Below are 22,396 nucleotides of genomic sequence, written 5' to 3'. Positions count from 1 at the left end.
GCCGCCGCAGATTCTGGAGATCCGATGACCACGTTGTTCGTCGCCACCACCGGTGGCCACCTGACCCAGCTCGAAGGTCTGGCCGACCGGCTCCCGCCGGACGGTGACGCGCTGTGGATGACCCCGTCCAACGCGCAGAGCACCTCCCTGCTCGCGGGGCGGGACGTCGAGTTCATCCACGACGTCAACAGCCGCGACCTCTGGGGCGTGCTGCGCTGCGTGCCGATCGCGCACCGGCTGTGGCGGAAGCGCAAGCCGACCCGCGTGGTCTCCACCGGCTCGGGCATCGCGGTGGGAGTCCTGCCGTACCTGGCGCTTCGCGGCGTCGAGTGCCACTACATCGAAAGCGCGGCGCGGGTCAGCGGACCTTCGCTCACCGGGCGCATCCTGCGCTGGGCACCGGGGGTCCGGGTCTACACCCAGCACCCGTACTGGGCTCGCGGCCCTTGGCACTACGGCGGCAGCCAGTTCGACCGCTACGAGGCGGTGACCGCGACGCCTCGGATCGGCGACCGGATCCGCGTCGTGGTCACCGTCGGGGGTTCCCAGTTCCCGTTCCGGCGCCTGATCGCCGCCCTGGTGCCGCTGCTCGCCAGCGGGGGTGCGCTGGAGCGCGCACTGGGACGCCCGGTCGACGTCCTGTGGCAGACCGGGGCCGGCCAGGTGGCGGACCTGCCCATCGACCCGACCCCGTTCCTGCCCGCTGCCGACCTCAAGGCCGCGGTATCCGCGGCGGACATCGTGATCAGCCACGCCGGAACCGGATCCGTCGTCACGGCGCTCGACGCGGGCCGGTCACCGGTCCTGATCGCCAGGGAGGAACGCCACGGCGAGGCCACCGACGACCACCAGCGCGAGCTGGCCGGCGAACTGGACCGCCGGGGCCTGGCCCGGCACCGCGATGCGGGTTCCATCACTCCCGACGACCTGATGGCCGCGCTGACCACGTCGGTGCGGCAACGGCAGTCACCAGCACCGTTCGCACTGCGTTCGCGATCCAGCCGGAGAAGCTCATGACCACGATTGCTCCCATCACCACCGTCGATCCGCGCAAGGACGAGCTCTGGCGCACCCTGGCCACGGGTGAGCACGGAGACCTGTTCACCTCGCCACCGTGGATCGACGCGGTCTGCTCGACCTACGGATTCACCCCGGCCGCGCGGATCGCGCTGGACGCCGACGGCACGCCGCGGGGTGGGCTGGCCTGGGTTCCGGTTTCGGACCTCCGCGGAGACAGGTTGTGCAGCCTGCCGTTCTCCGACTGGGCCGATCCGGTCGCACCGGACACCGCGACCTGGAACGCGCTCGTGGACGGCCTGATCGAACCGGGCACCAGCCTGACCTTGCGCTGCCTGCACGCGGCGGAACCCGTCGCGGATCCCCGGTTGCGGATCACCGGCGAAACCGTCCAGCACACCACCCGGATCGATGCGCCGATCGAGGACATCCACCGCAGGATCGACCAGGCAGCCCGGCGGAACATCGCCAAGGCCGACCGCGGCGGCATCCGCGTCGAGGCGATCAGCGGCATCCGCGGCGTGCAGCAGTTCCACCAGCTCCAGGTCGGCTTGCGGAAGCGGAAGTACCGCATGCTGGCCCAGCCCGTCGAGTTCTTCGAGAACATCTGGGACAGGTTCAGCGCGGACGGCTCGGTGGTGACCATGCTCGCCCGGCACGCCGAGGACACCGTGGCAGGCGTGGTCTTCCTGGCCTGGAACGGAATCCTGCACTGCAAGTTCGCGGCGTCCCGACCCGACTACCTGGCCATGCGACCCAACGACGCGGTCTACTGGGCAGGTATCCGCTGGGCCGCCGAACGCGGCATGCGCGCCGTCGACTGGGGCGCCAGCGATGTGGACCAACCCGGCCTGATCCGCTTCAAGAGCAAGTACGCCACCGACGAGAAGCGCATCGTCGCCCTGAAGTCGGCCGGTGAACCGTCGCCGGCACAAGCCGAGGCGGGCCGGGTGCTCGGCGACATCACCCGGCTGTTCACCGACGAGTCGGTTCCGGACCGGATCACCGACGAGGCCGGGGCTCTGCTGTACCGGTACTTCTGCTGATTCCGCAGTTCCACCACCGCAACGAATCTCCGCGAGCGCGCAGCTCGTGCGAGGAGGGGGAAAATGATTACCAGCACAGGCCACCGCGTGGTCGTCATCGGGCAGGGCTACGTGGGACTGCCCCTCGCGATGCGCGCCGTCGAAGTCGGTTTCGACGTGGTCGGTTTCGACACCGACAAGAACCGCGTCGACCTGCTCGGCCGGGGGAGCACGTTCATCGACGACATCGGGGATGCCGAGCTCACCGCGGCACTGGCGACGGGCAGGTACCTGCCCACCAGCGACCACAGCGCGATGGAGGGGTTCGACACGGCCGTGGTCTGCGTGCCGACACCGCTGCGCGAAGGCGCTCCCGATCTGGACTGCATCGAGCAGGCCGCGCGGACGCTCGCCGGCCACGTCACGCCGGGCTGCTGCGTGATCCTGGAATCCACCACGTACCCGGGCACGACCGACGAGGTCTTCCTGCCCATCCTGGAGGCCGGTTCAGGGCTGCGCGCGGGTGTGGACTTCGCCGTCGGCTACAGCCCGGAGCGGATCGACCCGGGCAACCCGGCCTGGCAGTTCCACAACACACCCAAGATCGTGTCCGGTGTGGACGGTCGATCGCTGCGCGCGGTTCAGGAGTTCTACGACGAGCTCGTCGACCGCACCGTTGCGGTGCGGGGCACCCGCGAGGCCGAGCTGACCAAGTTGCTGGAGAACACCTTCCGGCACGTCAACATCGCGCTGGTCAACGAACTGGCCATGTACTGCCACGGATTGGGCGTGGACGTGTGGTCGGTGATCGACGCGGCGGCCAGCAAGCCGTTCGGGTTCATGCGGTTCTCCCCGGGGCCCGGCGTCGGTGGCCACTGCCTGCCGATCGACCCGTCGTACCTGTCCTGGCAGGTCCGCCGTTCGCTGGGGAAGGCCTTCCGGTTCGTCGAAATCGCCAACGACGTCAACGAGCACATGCCGGACTACGTCGTGGCCCGCGCCGTGGAGCACCTCAACCGGCGGCACATGGCGGTCAACGGGAGCCGGATCCTGCTCCTGGGCCTCTCGTACAAGGCCAATTCGAGCGACGCGCGGCTGTCCCCGGCGATGGGCGTGGCCAAGCGCCTGCACGCGCTCGGTGCCGAGTTGCGCGCGGTCGATCCGCTGATCGACGAGGCGGAGGTTCCGGTGGAGGTGGCGATCGTGCCGTGGGGCCCGGAGCAGATCGAGCGCGCGGACCTGGTGATCGTCCTGACCGACCACGACGCGTTCGACTGGGTGCTGCTGGAGCGCCACGCCGATCGGGTCTTCGACACGCGCAACCGGCTCCGCGCCGCTGAGGTGGAGCGGCTGTGAAAGCCGACCGGGTTCCTCGCGCGGACGTCGGCGAGGAAGAGCGGGCCGGGCCATCGCCGAACGCAGCCGGGCCGGTGGTGCGGCGATCGGTGCTGATCGCACCGCCGCTCAGGTGGCCCTTGGCGCTGGTCGCGGGTGCCTGCCTGCTGGTCCTGGTCGCGCTCAGCGTGCGCTACGCCGGGCACACCGAGCCGAGTGCTCTCGACCTCGCCGCTCGGCGCTGGTTGCGAGCGCACATCGCCGATCAGCACATCGGAGCACTGCACGAGATCGGCGAACTCGGGAACCACCGACCCGCGCTGGCGGCGACCGCCCTCATCTGCGGTATCGGATATCTCAGCGGTCGCTGGAAGCAACTGCTGCTCCCGGCGATCGGCCCGCCTGCGGCCATCGTCCTCAGCCAGCTGCTGAAGCCACTGATCGGCCGCACGATCAACGACTACTGGGCCTTGCCCAGCGGACACACCACCGCCCTGGTCGCCCTCCTGACGACCGCGGGCGTGATCTGGTTCCACCGCACGAGCATCACCGTCACGGTGCTCAGCGGACTGGCCTTCTTCGGCCTCGGCTGCGTGACCACCGCCATGGCCACGTCCATGACCTCGCTGAACCTGCACTACGCCACGGACATCGTGGCGGGAGGTTGTCTGGGCTTCGCAGTCGTGGTCGCGGTGGCTCTGGCGCTGGACCACCTCGACGGGAACAGGTGGCGGGTTCCGCTGCGCTTCGCTCGCCGGACGACATCGAGGAACTCGACACCGACTTGCACTGCGAAACATCGAGGAGCGACGAAGTGACCCAGGCCAGCGACGTACTGAAAGGTGCATGACCATGACCGACCTGCGCGATTCCGCAATGAAGAACGGGCATTTGAGCCTTGGATCTCCGTCCGCGGCTCCTAGCGGAAAGGCTGAGCACGGACCCTCCGACAACGCACGGGTGTCCCTTCCCCGGCGATTGGTGACCAGGCTGGCTGTGGTCGCCGCCGTGATCGTGCTGCTGGGCACCGGGATCGGCCTGGCGAGCGCGTTCGTACTACCCGCGCAGTACGCGGCTCGCGCGGAGATCCTCTACGAGGTCAGTTCGGAGAAACCCTCCGAATTCCTGCGCCAGGACCGCGGTTTGACGACCCAGCTGGTGATGTTGCACAGCAGGCGGGTGCTGGGGCCGGTGGCCGCGAGCGAGCACATCCGGGTCGAGGACCTGGAGAAGCAGGTTTCCAGCGTGGTGCTCTCGGAGAGCGAGGTCATCCAGGTCGAGGCGCGAGCGGACTCCCCCGAGGCAGCGATCCGGCGTTCGAAGGCCGTCGTCGACGGCTACCTGCGGGAAGCGCAGCGGAACAGCACGTCCAATGCGGACCAGTACCTGCGTGAACAGCTGGCTTCCGTGCAGCAGGACCTGACCGCGGCGAGGGCCGGGCAGTCTCCCAGCGCCACGGGTCTCGCCGACCGCGAGCAGCAGTTGTTGAGCCAGATCGACAAGCTCAACGCCGAGCAGGGCGGCGGTCCGCAACTCCTGACGCAGCCGTACCCGGTCGACCAGCAGGTCAGCCCGCAGCCGTGGCTCACCACCTTGACCGGGGCGCTGGCCGGACTCCTGGTAGCGGCCGGGGTCGTCGCGGTGGCGGCGCGTCGCTGGACCCGGGCGGTGAGGTACGTCCCATGACCAGCAGCCGGCAGTCCGACTACGCCACCGGGACGGCTCGGCATTCCGCCCTGGTAGCGGGAGGAACGCTGATCAGCCGGCTGACCGGGCTGGTCCGAATCGTGGTCATCGGCGCGGTGCTGGGCCCCACCTACTTCGGGAACAGCTTCGTCACCGCCAACCTCCTGCCGACGCAGGCGTACTTGCTGATCGCGGGCCACGCGCTCGCGCCGATGATCGTCCCGGCCGTCCTCCGGGCCACCGCGCAACGCGGACCGGCCCACGCGACCGAGTTGCTCGGCCGCGTCGGCGGATTCCTGGTCACCGCGTCCGGCGCGATAACCGGGCTGCTCTTGATCACGTCGCCGCTGCTGGCGTGGGTTCTCACTTTCGGCATCGACGATCCAGTGGCTCGCGGTACGGCACAGGAACTCACGGTGGTGATGATCCTGCTGATGGCGCCGCAGGTGATGTGCTACACCGCAGCCGCTTTCGGGACTGCGGCCCAGCAAGCGCGTGGTCGGTTCGTGCTGGCCGCCGTCGCGCCGGTCGTGGAGAACCTCGTCGTGATCGGTGTGGTGCTGTTCGCCGGCGCGATGTGGGGCACGGGCCTGGAGGTCGGTGACGTTCCGCTCGGGCTCCTGCTGACCTTGAGCATCGGCAGCACGCTGGCGGTTGTCGCACATGCTTGTGTGCAGCTGTTCGGTGCTGCCCGGGTGGGGCTACCGGTGCGACCGCGGATGCAGTGGCGGGCGGATCCGGAGACCGTGGACGTCGCGCGGCGCATCGGCAAGTCGGTGACCGTCGCGATCACGCCGACCGCGGGCATGCTCCTCCTGGTGGCGGCCGGAACGACGGTGCCGGGCGGGGCCATCGTGGTGCAGACCGCTTACCTGGCGTACAGCAGTGCGCTGGCGTTGGGCTCGCGGGCAGTGTCCACTGTGATCCTTCCCGGGATGTCCGCTGCGGTGGAACGTGGTGACAGCACCGGATTCGCGGCTGCGTGGCGCAAGGCGCTCAGCTACGCGGCGATCACCGGTCTGCCACCGCTGCTCCTGCTGGGCATGCTCTCCCACCCGATCGCCACGGCGCTCGCCCACGGCGAACTCCGCTCCGCTGCCCTGATCGACCAACTCGCCGGGTGCCTGGTCGTGGTCGGGTTGGCCCAGCTGGTGGCGGGTGTGCACCTGATCGGCCGCCAAGCGCTGTACGCGCGGCTGGACATCGTCGGGCCGCGGCGTGGTGCCGCGATGACCCTCGGCGTCAGCTTCGCGGTGGTCGTCGGATCGCTGTTCGCGCCGCCTGGTGAGGTTCGACTGGTGATCCTGTGCGTGGCCTTGTTCGCCGGAGAGCTGGCCGGGGTGACCCTCGTGCTGGCCAGGTTGCGCCGTGCGATCCGCTCCGAGCGGTTGGTGGAGTGGACGGAGATCGTGGGCGTGGTGGCCGCGGCCGTCGCGATGGCCCCGGTCGTGGTCGTCGGGCGGTGGTTCCTCGATTCCCAAGGGGTTGACCAGATCGGAACGGTCGCGATGTTGGGGGTGTGCGGGTTGCTGGCGCTGGCGATCTACGCGTTGGTGTTGCGAACGAGTATGAATCTGTGGACAGGACGTACCTCATGACTGCAGCGACTCCACTGCTGGCGGTTCGTTCAACGCACGCGCGTTGGGCCATATCCGCGCTGATGTGCATGACGTTCGCCGGACTGCTCAGCCTGATCGCCGGTCCGGCGGCACTGGGTGTGCTCGGGGCCATCGGCTTGGTCGCCGGCGCGGCCTACCGGCCGATCTGCGCCACTTATGCCTACGTTCTGCTGTTGCCGTTCGTCGCGGGACTCGGCCGTGGCACGCTGATCCCGTTGGTGCGGCCGAACGAGGCACTGCTCGCCCTGTTGCTGCTGGGTGCCGCTGTGGGCGCGTACGTGCGGTTCCTCCGCGGCGCCTCGGTGCGGATTCGCTTGCGGCCACTGGATGTTCCACTCATCGCCTTCGTTCTGTTGAGCACAGTGTGGCCGCTGGAATCGATGCTGTTGCGAGGCGTCCCACCGGCAGCCTCCGACATCATGGCGGTGGCGCCGGTGTGCAAGCTGGTCGCTTTGCTGCTGCTGGTGCGCTGCACCGTCCTGTCGGAGGAGCAGCTGGTCCGCTGCATGCGGCTGATCGTGTGGTCGGCGGCGGCGACCGGGCTGATCGCGGTGCTGCAGGTGTTGCAGTTTCCGCCGGTGGTGTCGGCGCTGGACTCGATGTGGTCGTCCGATTCCGCGGCGCTCGCCGAACGCGGCACCTCGACGTTGAGCTCCTCGATCGCGACCGGCGACTACCTCGTCATCGGACTGACGTTGATGGTCGCCTGTGCCGTGCGGGGTATTGTCGGACGCCGGGAGGCGACGCTGCTGGGTCTCGTCTTCGGCGCCGGTGTGCTCGCGACCGGCCAGTTCTCCACCTGGATTTCCCTGGTGGTGGTCGGTGTCGTGGTGCTGCGCCGCTTTCCGGGCATTCGCCGGAAGATGCTCCGGATCGCGCCGGTTGCCGCCATCGCGCTGGTGGTCGGCGCGCCCGCGTTCCTCACCCGGTTGTCGGAGTTCGGCACGAGAGGCGTTCCCCAGAGCTGGTACGGGCGGTGGGACAACCTCGTCACCTTCTACTTGCCGCATCTGACCGATTTCGGCTTCGTCTTGGGAATTTCGCCGAACTCGGTGCTGCGCGCACCGGAGACCTGGCGCGAGGAGATCTACCTCGAATCCGGGTACCTGCACTTCCTGTGGGTGGGCGGCATTCCGCTGCTGCTCGGGTTCATCTGGCTCTCGGTCGCGGTGCTCCGCGGAACCGCACTGCTGCGGTCGCGCAACGACGTGGTCGGTGCGTATGCGACCGCGCTCGAAGCGTTCTGGTGGACGATCCTGGTCCTCTCCGTCATCGACATCCACCTGGTGATGCGCGGCGTGGGCGATCTGGTGTTCGTGCTGCTGGCGATCGTCTCGGCACGTCTGGGAGGAGATCGCGCCCCGGTCACCACGCCGGCCGAACGGGCCAACGCGATTGCCGGACCATCCACGTGGTGACGCGGCATTCGCCTGCAGCAGCGGAAGGGGAATCTCACATCATGCCGAAGATAGGCGCGTGTCTCGCCGCTCTCGCCATCGGTTGGGCGTGCATCTCTTGCGGAACGCACAGCAACGACGTTTCCCGGGGTCCGGCCACGGTGACTTCGTCGCCGTATCTCTTCTTCGGGTGGGGCGACCCCCCTGACCCGGTTGCGGTGATGAAGGAAACCGGCGTCAAGGCGTTCACCCTCGCTTTCATACTCGCCGGCAACGGCTGCGATCCCGCATGGGACGGCGAACGGCCGCTGGACGGCGACGATGCCGCTCAGATCAAGAGGATCCGCGACGCGGGCGGTGATGTCGTCGTTTCCATGGGAGGCAGCGACAAGGAGGGGCGGAAGCTGGGCGAGGTCTGCCCGGACGAGCAGTCCCTGGCGAACGCGTACCAGAAGGTCATCGACGCCTACCAGCTCAAAGCGATCGACATCGACATCGAGAAGGGTGAATTCGAATCGCCCGCGGCGCAAGATCGCGAACTCGGCGCGCTGAAGATCCTCAAGCAGCGGAACCGCGACCTGAAGACGATCGTGGTGTTCCCGGTGGATCGCTCGGGTCCGAACGACGACGGCAAGCGGCTCATCCGGCGAGCGCACGAGATCGGCTCCGACGTCGACGTCTTCACGATCATGCCTTTCGCGTTCGGGGGCACCGACATGACCCGCGACACGATCTCGGCCACCGAAGGGCTCGCGAGGGAGATCGCCGGCACCTTCGCGATACCGCTCGAAGAGGCGTACCGCAAGGCCGGGATATCGTCGAAGAACGGGGGAGTCGAGGAAACCGTGTGGTTGGAGGACTTCCACAACTTCCTGGACTACGCCACCGATCGCCGCCTCGGCCGGTTCACCTTCTGGGCGGTCAACCGCGACCGTCCCGGTGACCCGAGCGATGACTCGGGGAGCGGGATCCCCCAGCGGGATTGGGACTTCACCAAGGTCGTGGCGCGCTACTCCGGAGCTCTGGTCGATCCGGCCCGAGAACCGCAGAACTGATCCTGTCCGCCGCAAAAGATGTGCTGATCGAACAGTCCGGGAGGTCGGATGATGTCCTCGTTGCGCCCGCGCGTGGTCTCCGCCGTTACGCGCGGTGTTGTGGAGCCCGTTCTCCGGGCTCCCTACCTGAGCACGGCGCGATGGTTGCCGGAGTTCTTCGCATGGTCCGAGCACGAGCGGCGAGCTTGGCAGCGGGACCGGTTGCGCGCCGTCTTGGGACACGCGCAGGCAGCGGTGCCGTTCTACCGCGACGTGCTGGCCGGGCGCAGCGTGGACGAGGTGGATCTCGCCGAGCTCCCCGTGGTCGACAAGGCGATGATGCGGCAACGCATGGACGACTTCTTGAGCAGCGGCTGGCGGGGCATTCCGCACATCGCCAAGAAGACCGGTGGTAGTACCGGCGAACCGTTCCAGTACCCGCTCGACAAGCGCGCCTGGACGCACATCTACGCGGCGAACCTGTACTTCTGGGAAGGCACCGGCTACCGCTACGGGGACCGCCTGGTACTGCTGGGCAATCCGCCCTCCTTGCAGTCCGAGAGCGAGGGTGTGAAGTCTCGCTTGCGGGCTCATCTGGAGGGCCGCGTGGTCTCTGCGACCGGATGGATCATCGACCGGGAGACGAGCCTGGAACGCGCACTCACCGCGGGGCGCGCGCGAGGGGCGCTCTGGTACGGATACGCGAGCACTGTCGCGGCGATGGCCGACGCCGTGCTGGAAGCGGGTGTGCGCGTGCCGCCGCCGATGGCGATCGTCACGACAGCCGAGCCGTTGTTCCCGACCTGGCGCGAGCGCATCGAGCAGGCCTTCGACGCGCCACTGCACGACCAGTACGGGTGCAACGACGGCGGCATCATGTCGCAAGGATGCTCGCACGGTCGGCTGCACATCGCCGAGAACGTGTCGATCGTCGAGATCCTCGACGACGCCGGACGCCGGTGTCGACCGGGCGAGGAGGGTGACGTGGTGGTGACGAACCTGCACGCCCGGACGCTGCCCTTCTTGCGGTACCGCGTCGGGGACCGAGCTGTGCTCGGAGCGGGGACGTGTCCTTGCGGCACGGGAGGCACGTTCCTGGAGCGGGTGGCCGGTCGGCAGGGAGATGCGTTGCACTTGCCGAACGGCAGGCGCGTTTCCATGCTCTCGCTCGTCCGGTGCTTCCGCGATGCCCGCCACGTGCGTCGCTACCAGTTCGTCCAGCCCGAGGCCGGTCTCGTCCAAGTGCGCCTTGAGGTGGAACCGGGTTTCGACGCGGACGAGCGCTCCAAGCTGCTCGGCAAAGTTCGACGGCTGGTGGACGGCGCAGTCGAAGTCGCCCTGATGACCGACGAGCCGATGGAACGCACCCGGGGCGGTAAACACCGCGTGGTCGTGCGGACCTTCGACGCCGCGTGACCTGGAAGCGTCACGGCCGCTGAGGGCGTCGACCGATCCCTCAGGTTCGGTTGCCCTTCCGCGCCGTGACGAGAACCCAGGGGCTCAGCAGGGCCAGGCGGTCGAGCCCGGTGGCCTTCTCCAGCTTTGCGGCCACTGGGATGAGGCGGGAATCGCTGGCGCGGCTGAACGGGAACCAGCACAGGCCTTGTTCGGAGCAGATTTCGAAGCCCGCGGCGCGCAGCTTGCGCCGCAATGCGTGGTACGAATGGCCGTAGAACGGATGCGGTTTGCGGTCGCGCAGCCGGGAGACGGCGCAGGCGGCGAGCCCTCGTGGTGAGCTGCGGTTCCACGCGGTCACAACGAGCATCCCGCCTGGAGCGAGCACCCGAGCAGCTTCCTCGGCGAACCATTCGCTGCTGACCACCGCGATGACTTCGATGCACAGAGCGAGGGAGACCGACGCGTCCGCCAGCGGGAGCCTCGTATCGCTCGGGTTCACCCGGATGCATTGGACCTGCGGTAGTTGTTCGGTGCACAGGCGGATCGCGTCGTCGTCCACATCGGTGCAGGTGACCTTCCACCCTCTGCGCTCGAGCACGCGGGCCCAGCGGCCTCCGTCGCATCCGATGTCCAGAGCGCGTCCTGGGGCGCCGACCTGATCACCGGCGAGCACGATCGCCCGCTCCTCCTCGGCGGTGATGTAGCGGCCCCAACGGGATTCGGCGACTCGTTCCCAGTAGGTCAATGCCATGGGACTTCCCACCTCCGTGACCGACGCCGCTGCCGGCGTTTCCGACACGAGCCGGTCCCATGCGTCGAGAGCGCTTCGCCATCCGATTCGCGCACAGGTGGCCGATTGCCATTCGACGGGAGTTTAAGCCGCGGTGGGCAGCCGGGCAGACCGATCTGCGACGACGCCACCAGCTGCCATTCTTGTGGGTTACCAGCGCGTTTTCCCAGTGCCTGGGGGTGAGGTGTCCTTCGAACACCGCTGCGGATGCAGGTGCTCGAACCGAACGCGGCGGCCCGCACTCCGGCGGAGTGCGGGCCGTCCAGGAGGGCTCACGCGAACAGGCTCTGGCCCCAGTGCTCGCCGGGTTGGACCCCGGGTGGGCAGGCGAAGATCGCAGAGCCGTTGTGCTCCAGGTACTCCGACATCGCGTCCTTCTTGGCCAGCAGGTTCTGGACCGGGATGAACTGGGTGCGCGGGTCCCGGTTGAAGCACACGAAGAACAGCCCGGCGTCCAGGCGGCCGAGGCCGTCGGAACCGTCGGTGAAGTTGTAGCCGCGGCGCAGCATGCGCGCCCCGCCGTGCCGCTCGGGGGCGGCGAGGCGGATGTGCGCGTTGTCGGCGATCAGCGGCTCGCCGTCCGAGCCCTTCGCCTTCAGGTCGACCGGGGCGAACTCCTCGGCCGCGCCGTGCGGCGCGCCGCTGCCCTTGGTGCGGCCGACGATGGCCTCCTGCTCGGTGAGCGGGGCGCGGTCCCAGGTCTCGATGTGCATCCGGATCCGGCGGGCCACCAGGTAGCTCCCGCCCGCCATCCACTGTGGACCATCACCCGGCTGCACCCAGACGTGCTGGTCCAGCTCGGCGGTGTCCTCGGCCTTGAGGTTGTTGGTGCCGTCCTTGAAGCCGAAGAGGTTGCGCGGTGTGGTCTGCGACCGCGAGGTGGTGGAGGTCCGGCCGAAGCCGAGCTGCGACCAGCGCACCGCCACCCGGCCGAAACCGATGCGCGCCAGGTTGCGCACCGCGTGCACCGCCACCTGCGGGTCGTTCGCGCACGCCTGCACGCACAGGTCGCCGCCGCTGCGCGCCGGGTCGAGGTTGTCGCCGGGGAAGTGCGGCAGGTCGGCCAGCGCGGGCGGACGGCGGTCGGCCAGGCCGAACCGCCCGTCGAACAGCGACGGCCCGAACCCGATCGTGAGCGTCAGCGAGGAGGCGGGCAGGTCCAGCGCCTCCCCGGTGTCGCCCGGTGGGGCTTCTGCCACGCCGCCGACCGCGCCGTTCTCGACCGCTTCCAGCCCGGCCGTCATCCGCTCGGCCGCCTGCGTCCACTCGCGCAGCAGGTCGACCAGCTCGCCGCGGTCGGTGGTGGTCACGTCGAAGGCCACGAAGTGCATCCGGTCCTGGGCGGGGGTGGTGATGCCCGCCTGGTGCGCACCGCGGAACGGCTCGACCTGCGCGGGCTCGCCCTGGCGCCCGGTGAAGTAGCCGGCTCCGGCGCCCGCGCCGGCGATCGCGAGCGCGCCGCCGGTCATGCCGAACAACCGGCGGCGCGACACCCCGGTCATTTCGCGACCGCGCCCGCGGTCTGGCTCAGCGGCTCGCTGAGCGCGTCGACGGCGGCCGCCAGCTCGCGGACCTGGTCGGGGTTGAGGTCGGTGTAGGGCTTGAAGCCCTCGCCGTCCCGGTAGCGGCCCAGCAGGCCGTTCACCGCGGCGAACTTCTCGTCCAGGGTCGCCAGCAGCTTCGGGTCCTTGCCGGTCAGCACCGGTCGCAGCGAGGTGATCACCTGCTGCGCACCGTCCACATTGGCCTGGAAGTCCCACAGGTCGGTGTGCGAGAAGATCTCCTCCTCGCCGGTGACCTTGCCGGTGGCGACCTCGTCGAGCAGGCCCTTGGCGCCGTTCGCCACGCCGGTCGGGGTCAGCTCCACGGTCCGGGACTGCGCCACCAGGTCGCGGACGTCGGCCATCAGCCGGTCGGCGATGGCGGCGGAGTCGGGCTGCAGCCCGGTGACCCACAGGTCCTTCTCCAACCGGTGGAACCCGGTGAACTCCTGGCCGGGCTCCAGGTCGGCCTCGCGGCCGTCGATCTTGGGGTCCAGGTCGCCGAAGCTCTCCGCGACCGGCTCGATGCGCTCCCACGGTTCGCGGGCCTGGGCGTAGAGCTGCTTGGCGCGCTCGACGTCACCGGCCTTGACCGCGTCGACGAACTGCCCGGTCAGCTTCTCGATCTCCCCGGCCTGCTCGTCGACGTAGCCCTTGTAGGCCGTCACGGCCTGCGCCGCCGCGCCGTCCTGGGCGGCGGCCGCGCCGGTCACGGTGAAGTCGGAGCGGATGCCGTCGCCCTGCATCCCCGGCTTGCACGCGGCGGTGTACTTGCCGCCCTGCGGGACCTCGGCGACGAGCTGGCGGGTGAGCCCGGGGCCGATGTTCTCGACCTCGCTGATGATCCGGTCGCCCTCGCCGTAGAGGTAGAACTCGGTGACCTGGCTGCCGCCGTTGGTGACCTGGAAGTGGATGGTGCCTGCCGGGGCGGACGCCGCGGAGAGCGTGCACGCGTCGTCGGTGGCCTGCACGGTGATGGCATCGGGGGAGCCCTGCTGCGAGCCGCAGCCGGCGAGCAGGGTGGCGCAGAGCGCGGCGGGGACCAGGACGCGGGTGTGGTTGCTCATTCGGTCACTTCCGAGGAGGTGGCGGCGGGCTGGACGGCAGCGGTACCGCGGTGCGGGCGGAGGAACAGCGGGAGCACGACCACGACGTAGCCGAGCCAGGCGATGGCTTCGACGACCGTGGTCTGCGGCGAGAAGTTGAAGATGCCCTTGAGCAGCGCGCCGTACCACGAGGTCGGCGAGACGTAGGCGCTCACGTCGAAGGCGAGGGTGTGCAGGCCCGGCAGCAGTCCGGCCTCCTGCAGGTCGTGCAGGCCGTAGGCGAGGACTCCGGCGGCCACGAAGACCAGCAGCACGCCGGTGACGGTGAAGAACTTCGAGAGGTTGATCCGCACGGCCCCGGCGTAGAGCAGGAACCCGAGCAGGACCGCCAGCGCGATGCCGACGACGAAGCCGATCAGCGGCAGCACCGTGCCGCCGCCCGCCGACTGCACGCTGGAGAAGAAGAACACGGCCGTCTCCATGCCTTCCCGGCCGACCGAGAAGAACGCCACGGTGATCACCGCGGCCGGGCCGAGCTCCAGCGCCCCGTCGAGCTGGCCGCGCAGCTGCGCGGCCAGGGTGCGGCCGGCCTTGCGCATCCAGAAGATCATCCCGGTGACGAACACGACGGCGACGATCGAGGCGATGCCGCCGAAGGCCTCCTGGGCTTCGAAGCTCAACGACGCCGCGGTGTAGGTCAGCAGCGCGCCGAGGCCGACCGACAGCGCCACCGCGACCGCGACGCCGATCCAGACCAGCGGCAGGGCCCGGCGGCGTTCGGTGCGGACCAGGAAGGCGACCAGGATGCTGACCACCAGGACGGCTTCCAGGCCTTCCCGCAAGCCGATCAGGGCATTACTGAGTAGCATTCACGTTTCCCTCTTCGTGCGACTGCGGGTGACCGGAAACCTAGGTAAGGCTCACCTTGGTGTCAAACAAGTGTGAACACCGCGACTCCGCGGCGCGATTTTTCCTCCCGTAAGGTCGTTTCATCCGCTTTGACCAGGCGATTCGTCCTGAGTGCGAAATGTGCGAAAAGTGTCGACCCGGCGATGTCCGGTCCGTCCTGGTTGAGGTGCGGCGAGCCGTCCGTCACGTTGGGCCCCCACGGCGCCGAACTTCGGCTAGGGTGATCCACGGCACCGGTGGGTCGATCCCGCCGGTCGATGGACTTGGCGGTGTCGGACGAGTCGTCCGGAGCTCCCTCCCGGCTCCGGACCGCGAATCCGGCGGTGCACCGCACAGCTAGCCGAGCCGGTTCGAGGCGCCACCGAGGACCGAGCCCGGCTGTTCCGGGTGGTCAAAAGGGAGGGGCGGCCCCGCCGTCCCGGCCATCCGCGTGGAAGAGCCCGCTGACCTGGAGGTCAGCGGGTTTTTTCGCGTTCGGGGTGCGCACGCGCGAGTGGCGGTCGGCGCTCGCCGCGCGCACGGTTACCAGCATGTCCACAGTCAAGGCCCAGCAGCCGGGCGTGTTCTACCGGCGACCGGCTCCCGAATCCGACCCGTACGTGAGCGAGGGCGGCCACGTCGACGCGGGCCAGACCATCGCCGTGATCGAGGCGGTCAAGACCTACAACCCGGTCAAGGTCGACAACCCGGGCACGGTGCGCCGGTTCCTGCTCGCCGACGGCGCCCACGTCACCCGAGGGCAGGACGTTGCGGAGCTCGTCGACGAAACACCCCACCGCGGTTGATCTTGCCTCCGGCGCAAGCCCTATCATGGCCGCGCAGTCGTGGGAGGCGGGAGGGCCGTGCGCGGGGTCGACTATTACGAGCTTCTCGGCGTGCAGCCGGATGCGAGCGCCACCGAGATCAAGTCCGCGTACCGGACGTTGGCCCGCAGCATGCACCCCGACGTCGGTGGCACTGCGGGAACCTTCCGCCTGCTGCAAGAGGCCTACGAAACCCTCAACGATCCGGTGCGCCGCGCGGGCTACGACGGCGGTGCGCAAGAGCGGCGCGCCCCGGAGCCCAAGGTCCGCCGTCCCCGCCGGAACTTCGGCGACGATCCGAACTACGTGCCGCGGTTGCCCCGGCTGCGCCTGGACGACATCGCGTGGTGGGACGGCGTCGACCCGGACGCGCGCATCCGCTACCTGCCGGTGGTCGGCCCGGAGCGGATGCCCACGCTCGCGCTGGTCGGCGGCTGGTCGCTGCTGCTGATGGCGGGGCTGGCCGTCGATCTGACCGCCGCGCTGCTGGCCGGTTGGCTCGCGCTGCTGGTGGCGGCCGGGGCGGTGATCGTGGTGCTGCTGCGCAAGCACATCCGCGCGCACCGCGCCGACCGGTTGTTCGCCGCGGACTTCGGCGGGCGCCGGACCTTCGGGTCGCACGACACCGCTGATCCGGCCAACCGCGCGCAGCAGCTGACCGCCGATCTGTGCGCCAAGTACCTGACCCGATTGCCCGGGGTGCGGGTGTTCCACGGCCTGGCCTGGCCCGGCTCGGTGTTCGAAGACGTCGACCACGCGGTGCTGTGCGGGCGCCGGCTGGTGCTGGTGGAGTCCAAGACCTGGCTGCCCGGCCACTACACGGCCGACGAGGAAGGCACGTTGTGGCGCAACGGGCACCCGTTCCGCGGTGGCGCGACCCGGCTGACCGAAGGCGTCGAGGCGTTCGAGGAACTGCTGCCCGGTGTCGAGGTGCGCGGCGCGGTGCTGATCTACCCGAGCCGTTCCGGTGAGGTGACCACCGTGGAGCAGGACGAGCAGGTCTCGCCGATGACCCCGGCGCAGTTCGTCCGCGAGATCGGCCGCTGGCTGGCCGAGGATCCGGCCACCGTGGACCGCGAAGCGTTCACCGCCGTCCTCGATCAGGTCATCGCCGACTGATCGGCGGTTGGCAGCCGGGGCGCACCTCGATACGGTGTTGATCTTGCCGGGGGCTTCGGCGCCCTGGCAGAGCGCGTGCGATCAGCCTGGCCCGGCGCGACCATGTGCCGGTCAGCCCACCGGTCCCGGTCAGAGGAGTGCCAAGGTGACGAACCCCCACCAGAACGTCAGCTTCCCCAGCAACGGGCGCACCGCGCACGGCTACCTGGCGACACCGTCCGGAACCGGGCCGGGCGTGGTGGTGATCCAGGAGTGGTGGGGGCTGACCGACCACGTCGCGGACGTGGCGAACCGGCTGGCGGCAGAGGGATTCGTCGCACTCGCCCCGGACCTCTACGGCGGGCACACCACCCACGACGGCAAGGAGGCCGCGCGGCTGATGCAGCAGCTGCCGGTCGACCGAGCGGCCCGGGACCTGGCGGGTGCGGTCGACTTCCTGCTGGGGCACGAGCAGGTGAGCAGTTCGTCGGTGGGTGCTGTCGGGTTCTGCATGGGCGGCAAGTTCGCGATCGTGCTCGCTGCGCAGCAGGGCGATCGGGTCGGCGCCGCGGTGCCGTTCTACGGCATGCCTTCGGTGGCCGACACCGACTTCTCCGGTCTCACCGCCCCGATGCTGTGCCACTTCGGCGAGTACGACCGCACGATCAGCGAGGACGCGGTCGGCGAACTCCGCGACAAGATCCAGCAGCAGTCGCAGGTCCGCCCGCAGATCTACTTCTACCCGGCGGGCCACGCCTTCTTCAACGACCAGAACCCCGCCTCGTACCACGAGGAATCCGCCCAGACGGCCTGGCCCCGCACCCTCGACTTCCTCCGCCGCCACCTCACCTGATCGTGCCCCGGTTTTCCCAGGTGGTCGTCCATTTCGCGAGAAGTCGACCAGCCTCGTCCCGCTCGGGTGGTGAGCCGGGATCGCCACCCGAGCGGGGCTGGATCACTGCTGGCCGGCGAAGCGGGCCGGTTTCAGCGGCGGCAGGTCGGACTGGCCGATCAGGCGTTGGGGGCGGAAGTCTGCGAGCGCGTCCTCCTGGTTGCCGGTGAGCAGTTCCCGGGCGGCCAGGCGACCGAGCAGCGGGCCGAGGGTGATGCCGCTGTGGGTCGCCAGGGTGTAGATCTTGGCGCTGTCGCTCAAGAATCCGGCGACCGTGAGGCCGTCGGCGGGCATGGCGCGTTGGCCGACCCGGAAGGACTCCAGGCCCGCGCCTTCGGTGCCTGCCAGGAGGTCGTTCAGGCGGTTGCACAGGGTTCGGGCGTGGTCGCCGTCGGGGGACGGCGGGTTGGCCGGATCCGCGTCCGCGTCGAGGTCCAGGCCTTGCAGGATCAGGCGACCTGCGCCGTCCGGGCGGACGTTGAGGTTCGGCGTGGTCAGCACCCGGTCTAGGCGGGTCGCGACCGGGCGGGTGAAGCCGAGCAGGCCCACCGTCGCCGAGCCCGCCGCGTCCGGGTCGGCCATCGGGACGCGGTATCCGGCCGATGCGGTCAGGGTTTCGGTCCAGCGACCGGTCGCGAGCACCACCGCGTCGAAATCGGCGGTGCCGTCGGACAGCTCGATCCGCACCCCTCGGTCCACTTCAGACACACCGAGAACTGTTGCCGGGCAGCGTAGTTCGGCTCCGCGATCCCGCGCCTCACCCCACAGCCGGGCCACCAGCAGCGCCGGGAAGATGTGCCCCTCGGTCGGGTAGAACGCGATGTCCTGGACCCCGCTCGGCACCCGCAGGTCGGGCACGAGTTCCCGGGCCCGTTGCGGGGTGATCCAGGAGACCGGGTAGTCGCGCCCGATGAGGTCCGCGACCGACGCGGCCAGCCGCTCGGCGCCCGCCGGGTCCTCCGCCCACTCCAGGTTTCCGCTGCGCACCAACCAGTTCGCCCGGGATTCCGCCGCCAGCTCGTCGTGCTCGGCCATCCCCGCGGTGTTCAGGTCGTGGTACGAGCGCGGTTCCTTGCTGTGCGAGTTCGTCCAGGCGAACGACGTGCCGGTGGTTCCGGCGAGCGGCGCGGCGGCCTCGAAGACCGTCACCTCCGCACCGGCCAGCGCCAGCGCGCGGGCAGTGCTGGCCCCCAGCACGCCGAGACCGATAACAGCGACCTTCATGCTTCCCTCACCAGTTCCTTCGCGGGGGTCGGAGTGCGCTTCTCAGAAGTCGTCGCGGCCAACAGCAGCAGCACCGCGGCCGACGCCCCGATGCCGTACACCGCGTACGGCACGGTCGTGTCGAGCACTTGCGCGACGCCGCAGCCGATGATGCCCGCGATCATGCTGCCGAGCGCCGCGACCGGCTTCAACCGGCGGTGCTTGTGCAGCAGGTAGCCGAGGAAGATCGGTGCGGCCAGTGCCGCGGCCGAGTAGGCGTAGGTGGCCACCAGCCAGGAGAGGGCCTTCGGGAACACGACCGCCAGCACTGCCGCGAGCACCGACACCGCAACGGTGATCAGCCGGGACAGCGCAACGGTCTTGCGCTCACCGGTCTGCTTGCCCGCGATGTTCTGGTAGACGTCGCGGATCAGGTTGACCACCACGGACTGCAGCGCCGCGCCGCTGGTGGCCACGATCGTCGACACCAGGAACGCGCCGAAGACCACCAGCATCCAGGACGGCAGCTGGGTGAGCAGCCAACCGGCGGCGTCCTCCTCATCGGCCAGGTTCGGGTTCATCGAGCGCACCGCCAGTCCGATGCAGCCCGCGTAGACACCGCTCACGAGCATCGTGATCCCGGACAGCCCGAGGCCGAGGCGGGCGTCGGAGATCTTCTTGGTGGCGAACACGCGCTGGTAGTAGAGCTGGTTCGTCAGGGTCCCCGGCACGATCGCGGCGATCCACAGCCAGATCTGCTGCCAGCCGACGGCGGTCACCCCTTCGAGGGCCCACAGCCGCTGCGGGACGGTTTCGGTGATGTGGGACCAGCCGCCGGCCAGGTGGATCCCGTAGATCGCCACGCCGATCGCCATCACGATCTTGAACAGGCCGAACACGAAGTCGGCCCACGCCACCGAGGTCAACCCGCCGGGCAGCACGAACACCAGCGACCCGAGCATGATCACCGCGACGAGCACGGGCATCGAGATCCCGGTCAGCTGGCCGAACAGCTGCGCGAAGGCGACGAACTGGGTGGCCAGCCAGCCGAAGGGCACCACCAGCGCGGCCAGCGCGGCGATCGCGGTGACCGCCCGGTTCTGCCCGAACAGGCGGGTGATGACATCGGGCACGGTGGTGAACCGCTGCTGGCGCAACCACCGGGCGATGAGCATCAGCAGCAGGAAGCCGACGAGCACGCAGGCCTCGTAGACGAAAACCGACCACCCCGACTTGTAGCCGATGCCGACGTGGGCGATGAGCACGCCACCGCCCGCGGCGGCGGCGAACTGGGTGATGACGACGACGAACAGCGGCAGCGACTCGGTGGCGCCGAGCCAGTCCTGCGAGGTCTTCGCCTTGCGTCCGAAGTAGACGGACATGGCGGCACCGAGGCCGATCACCACCAGGCTGGCGATGATGACCCCGGCTATCTGTCCGGTGGATCCTGTGGGCATGGTTCGCCTCCGGTGGTCACGCGCGCGCGAAGCGGGTGGGGGCCAGCTGGGTGATGTCGTGCTCGGTGCTCCCGCGCAGCGCGAGGTCGGCACCGATCTCGCCGAAGACCGGGGCCAGCTTGAAGCCGTGGCCCGAGAAGCCGGTCATGACGGTGGCGTTGCGGTGGCCGGGCAGCGGACCCAGCAGGGCGTGCTCGTCCGGGGTGAACCCCTCGACGAAGGTGCCGATGCGCACCGGGTGCGGGGTCACGCCGGGCAGCAGCCGTTCCGCGGCGGCCGAAGCCGCACGGGCGAGCTCGGTGCCGGCGCTGCGCGGCAGGTCGTCCGGGTCCTGGAGGACGGGCCAGCCGAGGTGGTGCGGCACGATCTTGATGGAAACCCCGTCCAGCAGCGGGAAGCAGGAGAACCCGGCTTCCCGGTGGCGGCGGATCGCGATCGGCAACCGGTCCGGCCGGTGCGCGGCGGGATCGTGTGCGGCGAACCAGCAGGCGGTGATCTGCCTGATCTCGATCGGCAGCGCGCTCAGCGGTTCGAGCCCGCGTGCCCACGGACCGGGGGCGAACACGACGTGGTCGACGTCGAATTCCTCGCCCTCGCTGGTGATCCGCCACCCCTGCGCGGTCTCGGCCACTTCGGTGATGGGGCGGTAGGGGAGGATCTCGGCGCCCGCCTCCGCAGCTGCGCGCAATGCCGCCTGCACAGCGGGTTCGGGGCGCAGCACGCCCGCGTTCGGGTCGAGCACCATCACTTCGTCGTCGTCGATCCGGTGCTGGGGGAAGCGTTTTCGGGCGAGTTCGGCGTCGAGGACCTCGTGGTCGAGGTCGTGCTCCTCGGCGCACCGCCGCACCGCCTGGACGTCGGGGTGGTCGGCGGGGCCGATGGTCAGGCCGCCGCACATCGTCAGCAGTTCGGCCTTCGTCGTGCGCTCGAGTTCGCGCCAGAGCCGTCCGGCCCGCTGGAGGAGCGGGACGTAGTTCGACCCCTCCTTGTAGGCGGTGCGGAAGATGCGGGATTCCCCGGCGGAGGCGCCGCGGTCGTGGCCGGGGGAGTAGGTGTCGAACGCGAGCACGTCGGCTCCGCGCTCGGCGAGCTGCCAGGTGGTCATGGCACCGATGACGCCGGTGCCGATCACTGCGACGCGAGGTTGGCTCATGGCCGCTCCAGGTGTGCTGGGACAGCGCAGTTTCGGGCAGAACTGCGCGGAAAACGGGTTGCTCCAGATGGCCGGCTCTGGGCTGAACCGGCCGGTCAACGGATGTAGGTCAGGAGTCCGGTGTGGACAGAACCGTCTGCTCGATGAAGAACTCGACCAGGTCCGGCCGGATGATGTGCCACATGGCTTCGGCGAGCTTGCCGTCGGTGAGCCAGGTCAACCGGCGCAGCCGGATCACGGCTCCGCCCGCGGCCAGGTGCAATCGGGCGGCGGTGGTCTCGTCGAGCAGGACGGGGTCGATGTAGACGCGGGATTTCGCGGCGGGGATGTCGTTTCGGGCGAAGTAGTCGTGCACGGTCAGGTGGGCCAGGTCCTCGTCCAGCATCCGCGGTGCCAGCGAGAACGGGACCGCGGAGAGCTCGACGGCGATCGGGTTGTCGTCCTCGTCGAACTTCAGCCGCCGCAGCTGGCTCACCGGCGCGTCGTCGGGCACGCCGGGCAGTTCGACGTCGGCGTCGTGCGCCGGGATCACCGCCGCCGACTCCACCGCGTGCCGGCCCGGGATTTCCGGGCCCTGCAACGCGGGGTTCACCACGCGCAGCAGGTTCTCCTGCCGCGCGCCTTCGGCGACGAACGTGCCGCGCCGCCGGTGGCGTTCCACCAGCCCGGCCTGCGCCAGCTCGCTCAGCACCCGTTGCGCGGTAGCGCGGCTGACCGAGTGCTGCTGCTGCAGCTCGGCCTCGGTGGGCAGCCGGGTGCCGGGCGGCAGCGCGCCGGAGCGGATCCGCTGCTCCAGTTCGGTGCGGATGCGCAGGTAAGCCGGGGTTGCCACGAGGTGAAATCTAGCCCACCGCAATTTGACCGGTCAATAGTTGTTTTGCCCTGTCAAAAACGCCGGATATATGTACGGCCATAGCTGCTTGCGCGGCGTGTTTTGGCATTGACACGCAGCTGGCGCGCGGGCAATGCTGACCTGAGATTGGCCGTACAAAT

20 protein-coding genes are annotated in these 22,396 nt (G+C 69.5%); 12 read left to right on the top strand and 8 right to left on the bottom strand.

Annotated elements, in window-relative coordinates; genetic code table 11:
* Positions 1–24: 24 nt before the first annotated feature.
* The 9 genes from OU415_RS02000 (at position 25) to OU415_RS01960 (ending at position 10,529) form a co-directional block, all read left to right on the top strand.
* Positions 25–1,017: a glycosyltransferase gene (locus tag OU415_RS02000; protein ID WP_270946753.1), complete on the top strand. Its 993-nt coding sequence runs from the start codon at positions 25–27 to the stop codon at positions 1,015–1,017.
* Entirely contained in the window at positions 1,014–2,063 is a 1,050-nt protein-coding gene (locus OU415_RS01995) for a GNAT family N-acetyltransferase (RefSeq protein WP_270946752.1), read from the top strand. Before OU415_RS02000 ends, OU415_RS01995 begins: the two co-directional genes overlap by 4 nt.
* A gap of 63 nt (positions 2,064–2,126) precedes the next feature.
* Positions 2,127–3,398, top strand: coding sequence for a nucleotide sugar dehydrogenase (locus OU415_RS01990; protein WP_270946751.1), 1,272 nt, complete (start codon positions 2,127–2,129; stop codon positions 3,396–3,398).
* Complete coding sequence (locus tag OU415_RS01985) at positions 3,395–4,195, top strand: phosphatase PAP2 family protein (protein ID WP_270946750.1); 801 nt, start codon at positions 3,395–3,397, stop codon at positions 4,193–4,195. The genes OU415_RS01990 and OU415_RS01985 overlap by 4 nt, the downstream gene beginning before the upstream one ends.
* Positions 4,196–4,358: 163 nt before the next feature.
* Positions 4,359–5,063, top strand: coding sequence for a GumC domain-containing protein (locus tag OU415_RS01980; RefSeq protein WP_270946749.1), 705 nt, complete (start codon positions 4,359–4,361; stop codon positions 5,061–5,063).
* The gene (gene murJ, locus OU415_RS01975) at positions 5,060–6,661 is read left to right on the top strand and encodes a murein biosynthesis integral membrane protein MurJ (protein WP_270946748.1); all 1,602 of its coding nucleotides are present in this window, start codon (positions 5,060–5,062) and stop codon (positions 6,659–6,661) included. The genes OU415_RS01980 and murJ overlap by 4 nt, the downstream gene beginning before the upstream one ends.
* 68 nt (positions 6,662–6,729) lie before the next feature.
* Entirely contained in the window at positions 6,730–8,100 is a 1,371-nt protein-coding gene (locus OU415_RS01970; RefSeq protein ID WP_270946747.1) for a hypothetical protein, read from the top strand.
* 200 nt (positions 8,101–8,300) lie between these two features.
* On the top strand, positions 8,301–9,134 hold the full coding sequence (locus OU415_RS01965; protein WP_270946746.1) for a glycoside hydrolase family 18 protein: 834 nt from the start codon (positions 8,301–8,303) through the stop codon (positions 9,132–9,134).
* 48 nt (positions 9,135–9,182) lie between these two features.
* Entirely contained in the window at positions 9,183–10,529 is a 1,347-nt protein-coding gene (locus tag OU415_RS01960) for a phenylacetate--CoA ligase family protein (RefSeq protein WP_270946745.1), read from the top strand.
* Between the two features lie 40 nt (positions 10,530–10,569).
* On the opposite strand, the gene OU415_RS01955 is transcribed toward OU415_RS01960, so the two are convergent.
* The 4 genes from OU415_RS01955 to efeU all read right to left on the bottom strand — a co-directional run bounded on the left by OU415_RS01955 (position 10,570) and on the right by efeU (position 14,757).
* Positions 10,570–11,262 carry a class I SAM-dependent methyltransferase gene (locus tag OU415_RS01955; RefSeq protein WP_270946744.1) on the bottom strand — a complete coding sequence of 231 codons (693 nt, stop codon included), beginning with the start codon at positions 11,260–11,262 and terminating at the stop codon, positions 10,570–10,572.
* A 311-nt stretch (positions 11,263–11,573) separates the two neighbouring features.
* On the bottom strand, positions 11,574–12,803 hold the full coding sequence (efeB, locus tag OU415_RS01950) for an iron uptake transporter deferrochelatase/peroxidase subunit (RefSeq protein WP_270946743.1): 1,230 nt from the start codon (positions 12,801–12,803) through the stop codon (positions 11,574–11,576).
* Complete coding sequence (efeO, locus tag OU415_RS01945) at positions 12,800–13,909, bottom strand: iron uptake system protein EfeO (protein WP_270946742.1); 1,110 nt, start codon at positions 13,907–13,909, stop codon at positions 12,800–12,802. The genes efeB and efeO overlap by 4 nt, the downstream gene beginning before the upstream one ends.
* On the bottom strand, positions 13,906–14,757 hold the full coding sequence (gene efeU, locus OU415_RS01940) for an iron uptake transporter permease EfeU (RefSeq protein WP_270946741.1): 852 nt from the start codon (positions 14,755–14,757) through the stop codon (positions 13,906–13,908). The genes efeO and efeU overlap by 4 nt, the downstream gene beginning before the upstream one ends.
* 570 nt (positions 14,758–15,327) lie before the next feature.
* Here efeU and OU415_RS01935 point away from each other — a divergent pair.
* From OU415_RS01935 to OU415_RS01925, 3 genes are all read left to right on the top strand, one after another.
* On the top strand, positions 15,328–15,582 hold the full coding sequence (locus tag OU415_RS01935; protein ID WP_270946740.1) for a biotin/lipoyl-containing protein: 255 nt from the start codon (positions 15,328–15,330) through the stop codon (positions 15,580–15,582).
* A gap of 57 nt (positions 15,583–15,639) precedes the next feature.
* Positions 15,640–16,719 (top strand): J domain-containing protein, encoded by a 1,080-nt coding sequence (locus tag OU415_RS01930; RefSeq protein ID WP_270946739.1) that lies wholly within the window; start codon positions 15,640–15,642, stop codon positions 16,717–16,719.
* Positions 16,720–16,864: 145 nt separating this feature from the next.
* The gene (locus tag OU415_RS01925; RefSeq protein WP_270946738.1) at positions 16,865–17,551 is read left to right on the top strand and encodes a dienelactone hydrolase family protein; all 687 of its coding nucleotides are present in this window, start codon (positions 16,865–16,867) and stop codon (positions 17,549–17,551) included.
* A 102-nt stretch (positions 17,552–17,653) separates the two neighbouring features.
* On the opposite strand, the gene OU415_RS01920 is transcribed toward OU415_RS01925, so the two are convergent.
* The 4 genes from OU415_RS01920 to OU415_RS01905 form a co-directional block, all read right to left on the bottom strand.
* Positions 17,654–18,814, bottom strand: coding sequence for an NAD(P)/FAD-dependent oxidoreductase (locus OU415_RS01920; protein ID WP_270946737.1), 1,161 nt, complete (start codon positions 18,812–18,814; stop codon positions 17,654–17,656).
* Positions 18,811–20,250 (bottom strand): sodium:solute symporter family protein, encoded by a 1,440-nt coding sequence (locus OU415_RS01915; RefSeq protein ID WP_270946736.1) that lies wholly within the window; start codon positions 20,248–20,250, stop codon positions 18,811–18,813. Before OU415_RS01915 ends, OU415_RS01920 begins: the two co-directional genes overlap by 4 nt.
* A 16-nt stretch (positions 20,251–20,266) precedes the next feature.
* Positions 20,267–21,403: an N-methyl-L-tryptophan oxidase gene (solA, locus tag OU415_RS01910; RefSeq protein WP_270946735.1), complete on the bottom strand. Its 1,137-nt coding sequence runs from the start codon at positions 21,401–21,403 to the stop codon at positions 20,267–20,269.
* 109 nt (positions 21,404–21,512) lie between these two features.
* Positions 21,513–22,235 (bottom strand): GntR family transcriptional regulator, encoded by a 723-nt coding sequence (locus tag OU415_RS01905; RefSeq protein ID WP_270946734.1) that lies wholly within the window; start codon positions 22,233–22,235, stop codon positions 21,513–21,515.
* Between the last annotated feature and the right edge of the window lie 161 nt (positions 22,236–22,396).

It is taken from the genome of Saccharopolyspora oryzae, from assembly GCF_027853915.1.
Lineage (GTDB): Bacteria > Actinomycetota > Actinomycetes > Mycobacteriales > Pseudonocardiaceae > Saccharopolyspora > Saccharopolyspora oryzae.
The sequence above is the reverse complement of the archived record's forward strand: the minus strand, read 5'-3'. Positions and strand labels throughout refer to the sequence as shown.

Bases quoted from the DNA above. Each gene is read 5' to 3' on its own strand.
- efeB (WP_270946743.1), bottom strand. From the start codon at position 12,803: ATGACCGGGGTGTCGCGCCGCCGGTTGTTCGGCATGACCGGCGGCGCG.
- OU415_RS02000 (WP_270946753.1), top strand. From the start codon at position 25: ATGACCACGTTGTTCGTCGCCACCACCGGTGGCCACCTGACCCAGCTC.
- OU415_RS01955 (WP_270946744.1), bottom strand. From the start codon at position 11,262: ATGGCATTGACCTACTGGGAACGAGTCGCCGAATCCCGTTGGGGCCGC.
- OU415_RS01990 (WP_270946751.1), top strand. From the start codon at position 2,127: ATGATTACCAGCACAGGCCACCGCGTGGTCGTCATCGGGCAGGGCTAC.
- OU415_RS01920 (WP_270946737.1), bottom strand. From the start codon at position 18,814: ATGAAGGTCGCTGTTATCGGTCTCGGCGTGCTGGGGGCCAGCACTGCC.
- OU415_RS01915 (WP_270946736.1), bottom strand. From the start codon at position 20,250: ATGCCCACAGGATCCACCGGACAGATAGCCGGGGTCATCATCGCCAGC.
- OU415_RS01995 (WP_270946752.1), top strand. From the start codon at position 1,014: ATGACCACGATTGCTCCCATCACCACCGTCGATCCGCGCAAGGACGAG.
- OU415_RS01960 (WP_270946745.1), top strand. From the start codon at position 9,183: ATGATGTCCTCGTTGCGCCCGCGCGTGGTCTCCGCCGTTACGCGCGGT.
- efeO (WP_270946742.1), bottom strand. From the start codon at position 13,909: ATGAGCAACCACACCCGCGTCCTGGTCCCCGCCGCGCTCTGCGCCACC.
- OU415_RS01935 (WP_270946740.1), top strand. From the start codon at position 15,328: ATGTCCACAGTCAAGGCCCAGCAGCCGGGCGTGTTCTACCGGCGACCG.
- solA (WP_270946735.1), bottom strand. From the start codon at position 21,403: ATGAGCCAACCTCGCGTCGCAGTGATCGGCACCGGCGTCATCGGTGCC.
- efeU (WP_270946741.1), bottom strand. From the start codon at position 14,757: ATGCTACTCAGTAATGCCCTGATCGGCTTGCGGGAAGGCCTGGAAGCC.
- murJ (WP_270946748.1), top strand. From the start codon at position 5,060: ATGACCAGCAGCCGGCAGTCCGACTACGCCACCGGGACGGCTCGGCAT.
- OU415_RS01970 (WP_270946747.1), top strand. From the start codon at position 6,730: ATGACGTTCGCCGGACTGCTCAGCCTGATCGCCGGTCCGGCGGCACTG.
- OU415_RS01965 (WP_270946746.1), top strand. From the start codon at position 8,301: ATGAAGGAAACCGGCGTCAAGGCGTTCACCCTCGCTTTCATACTCGCC.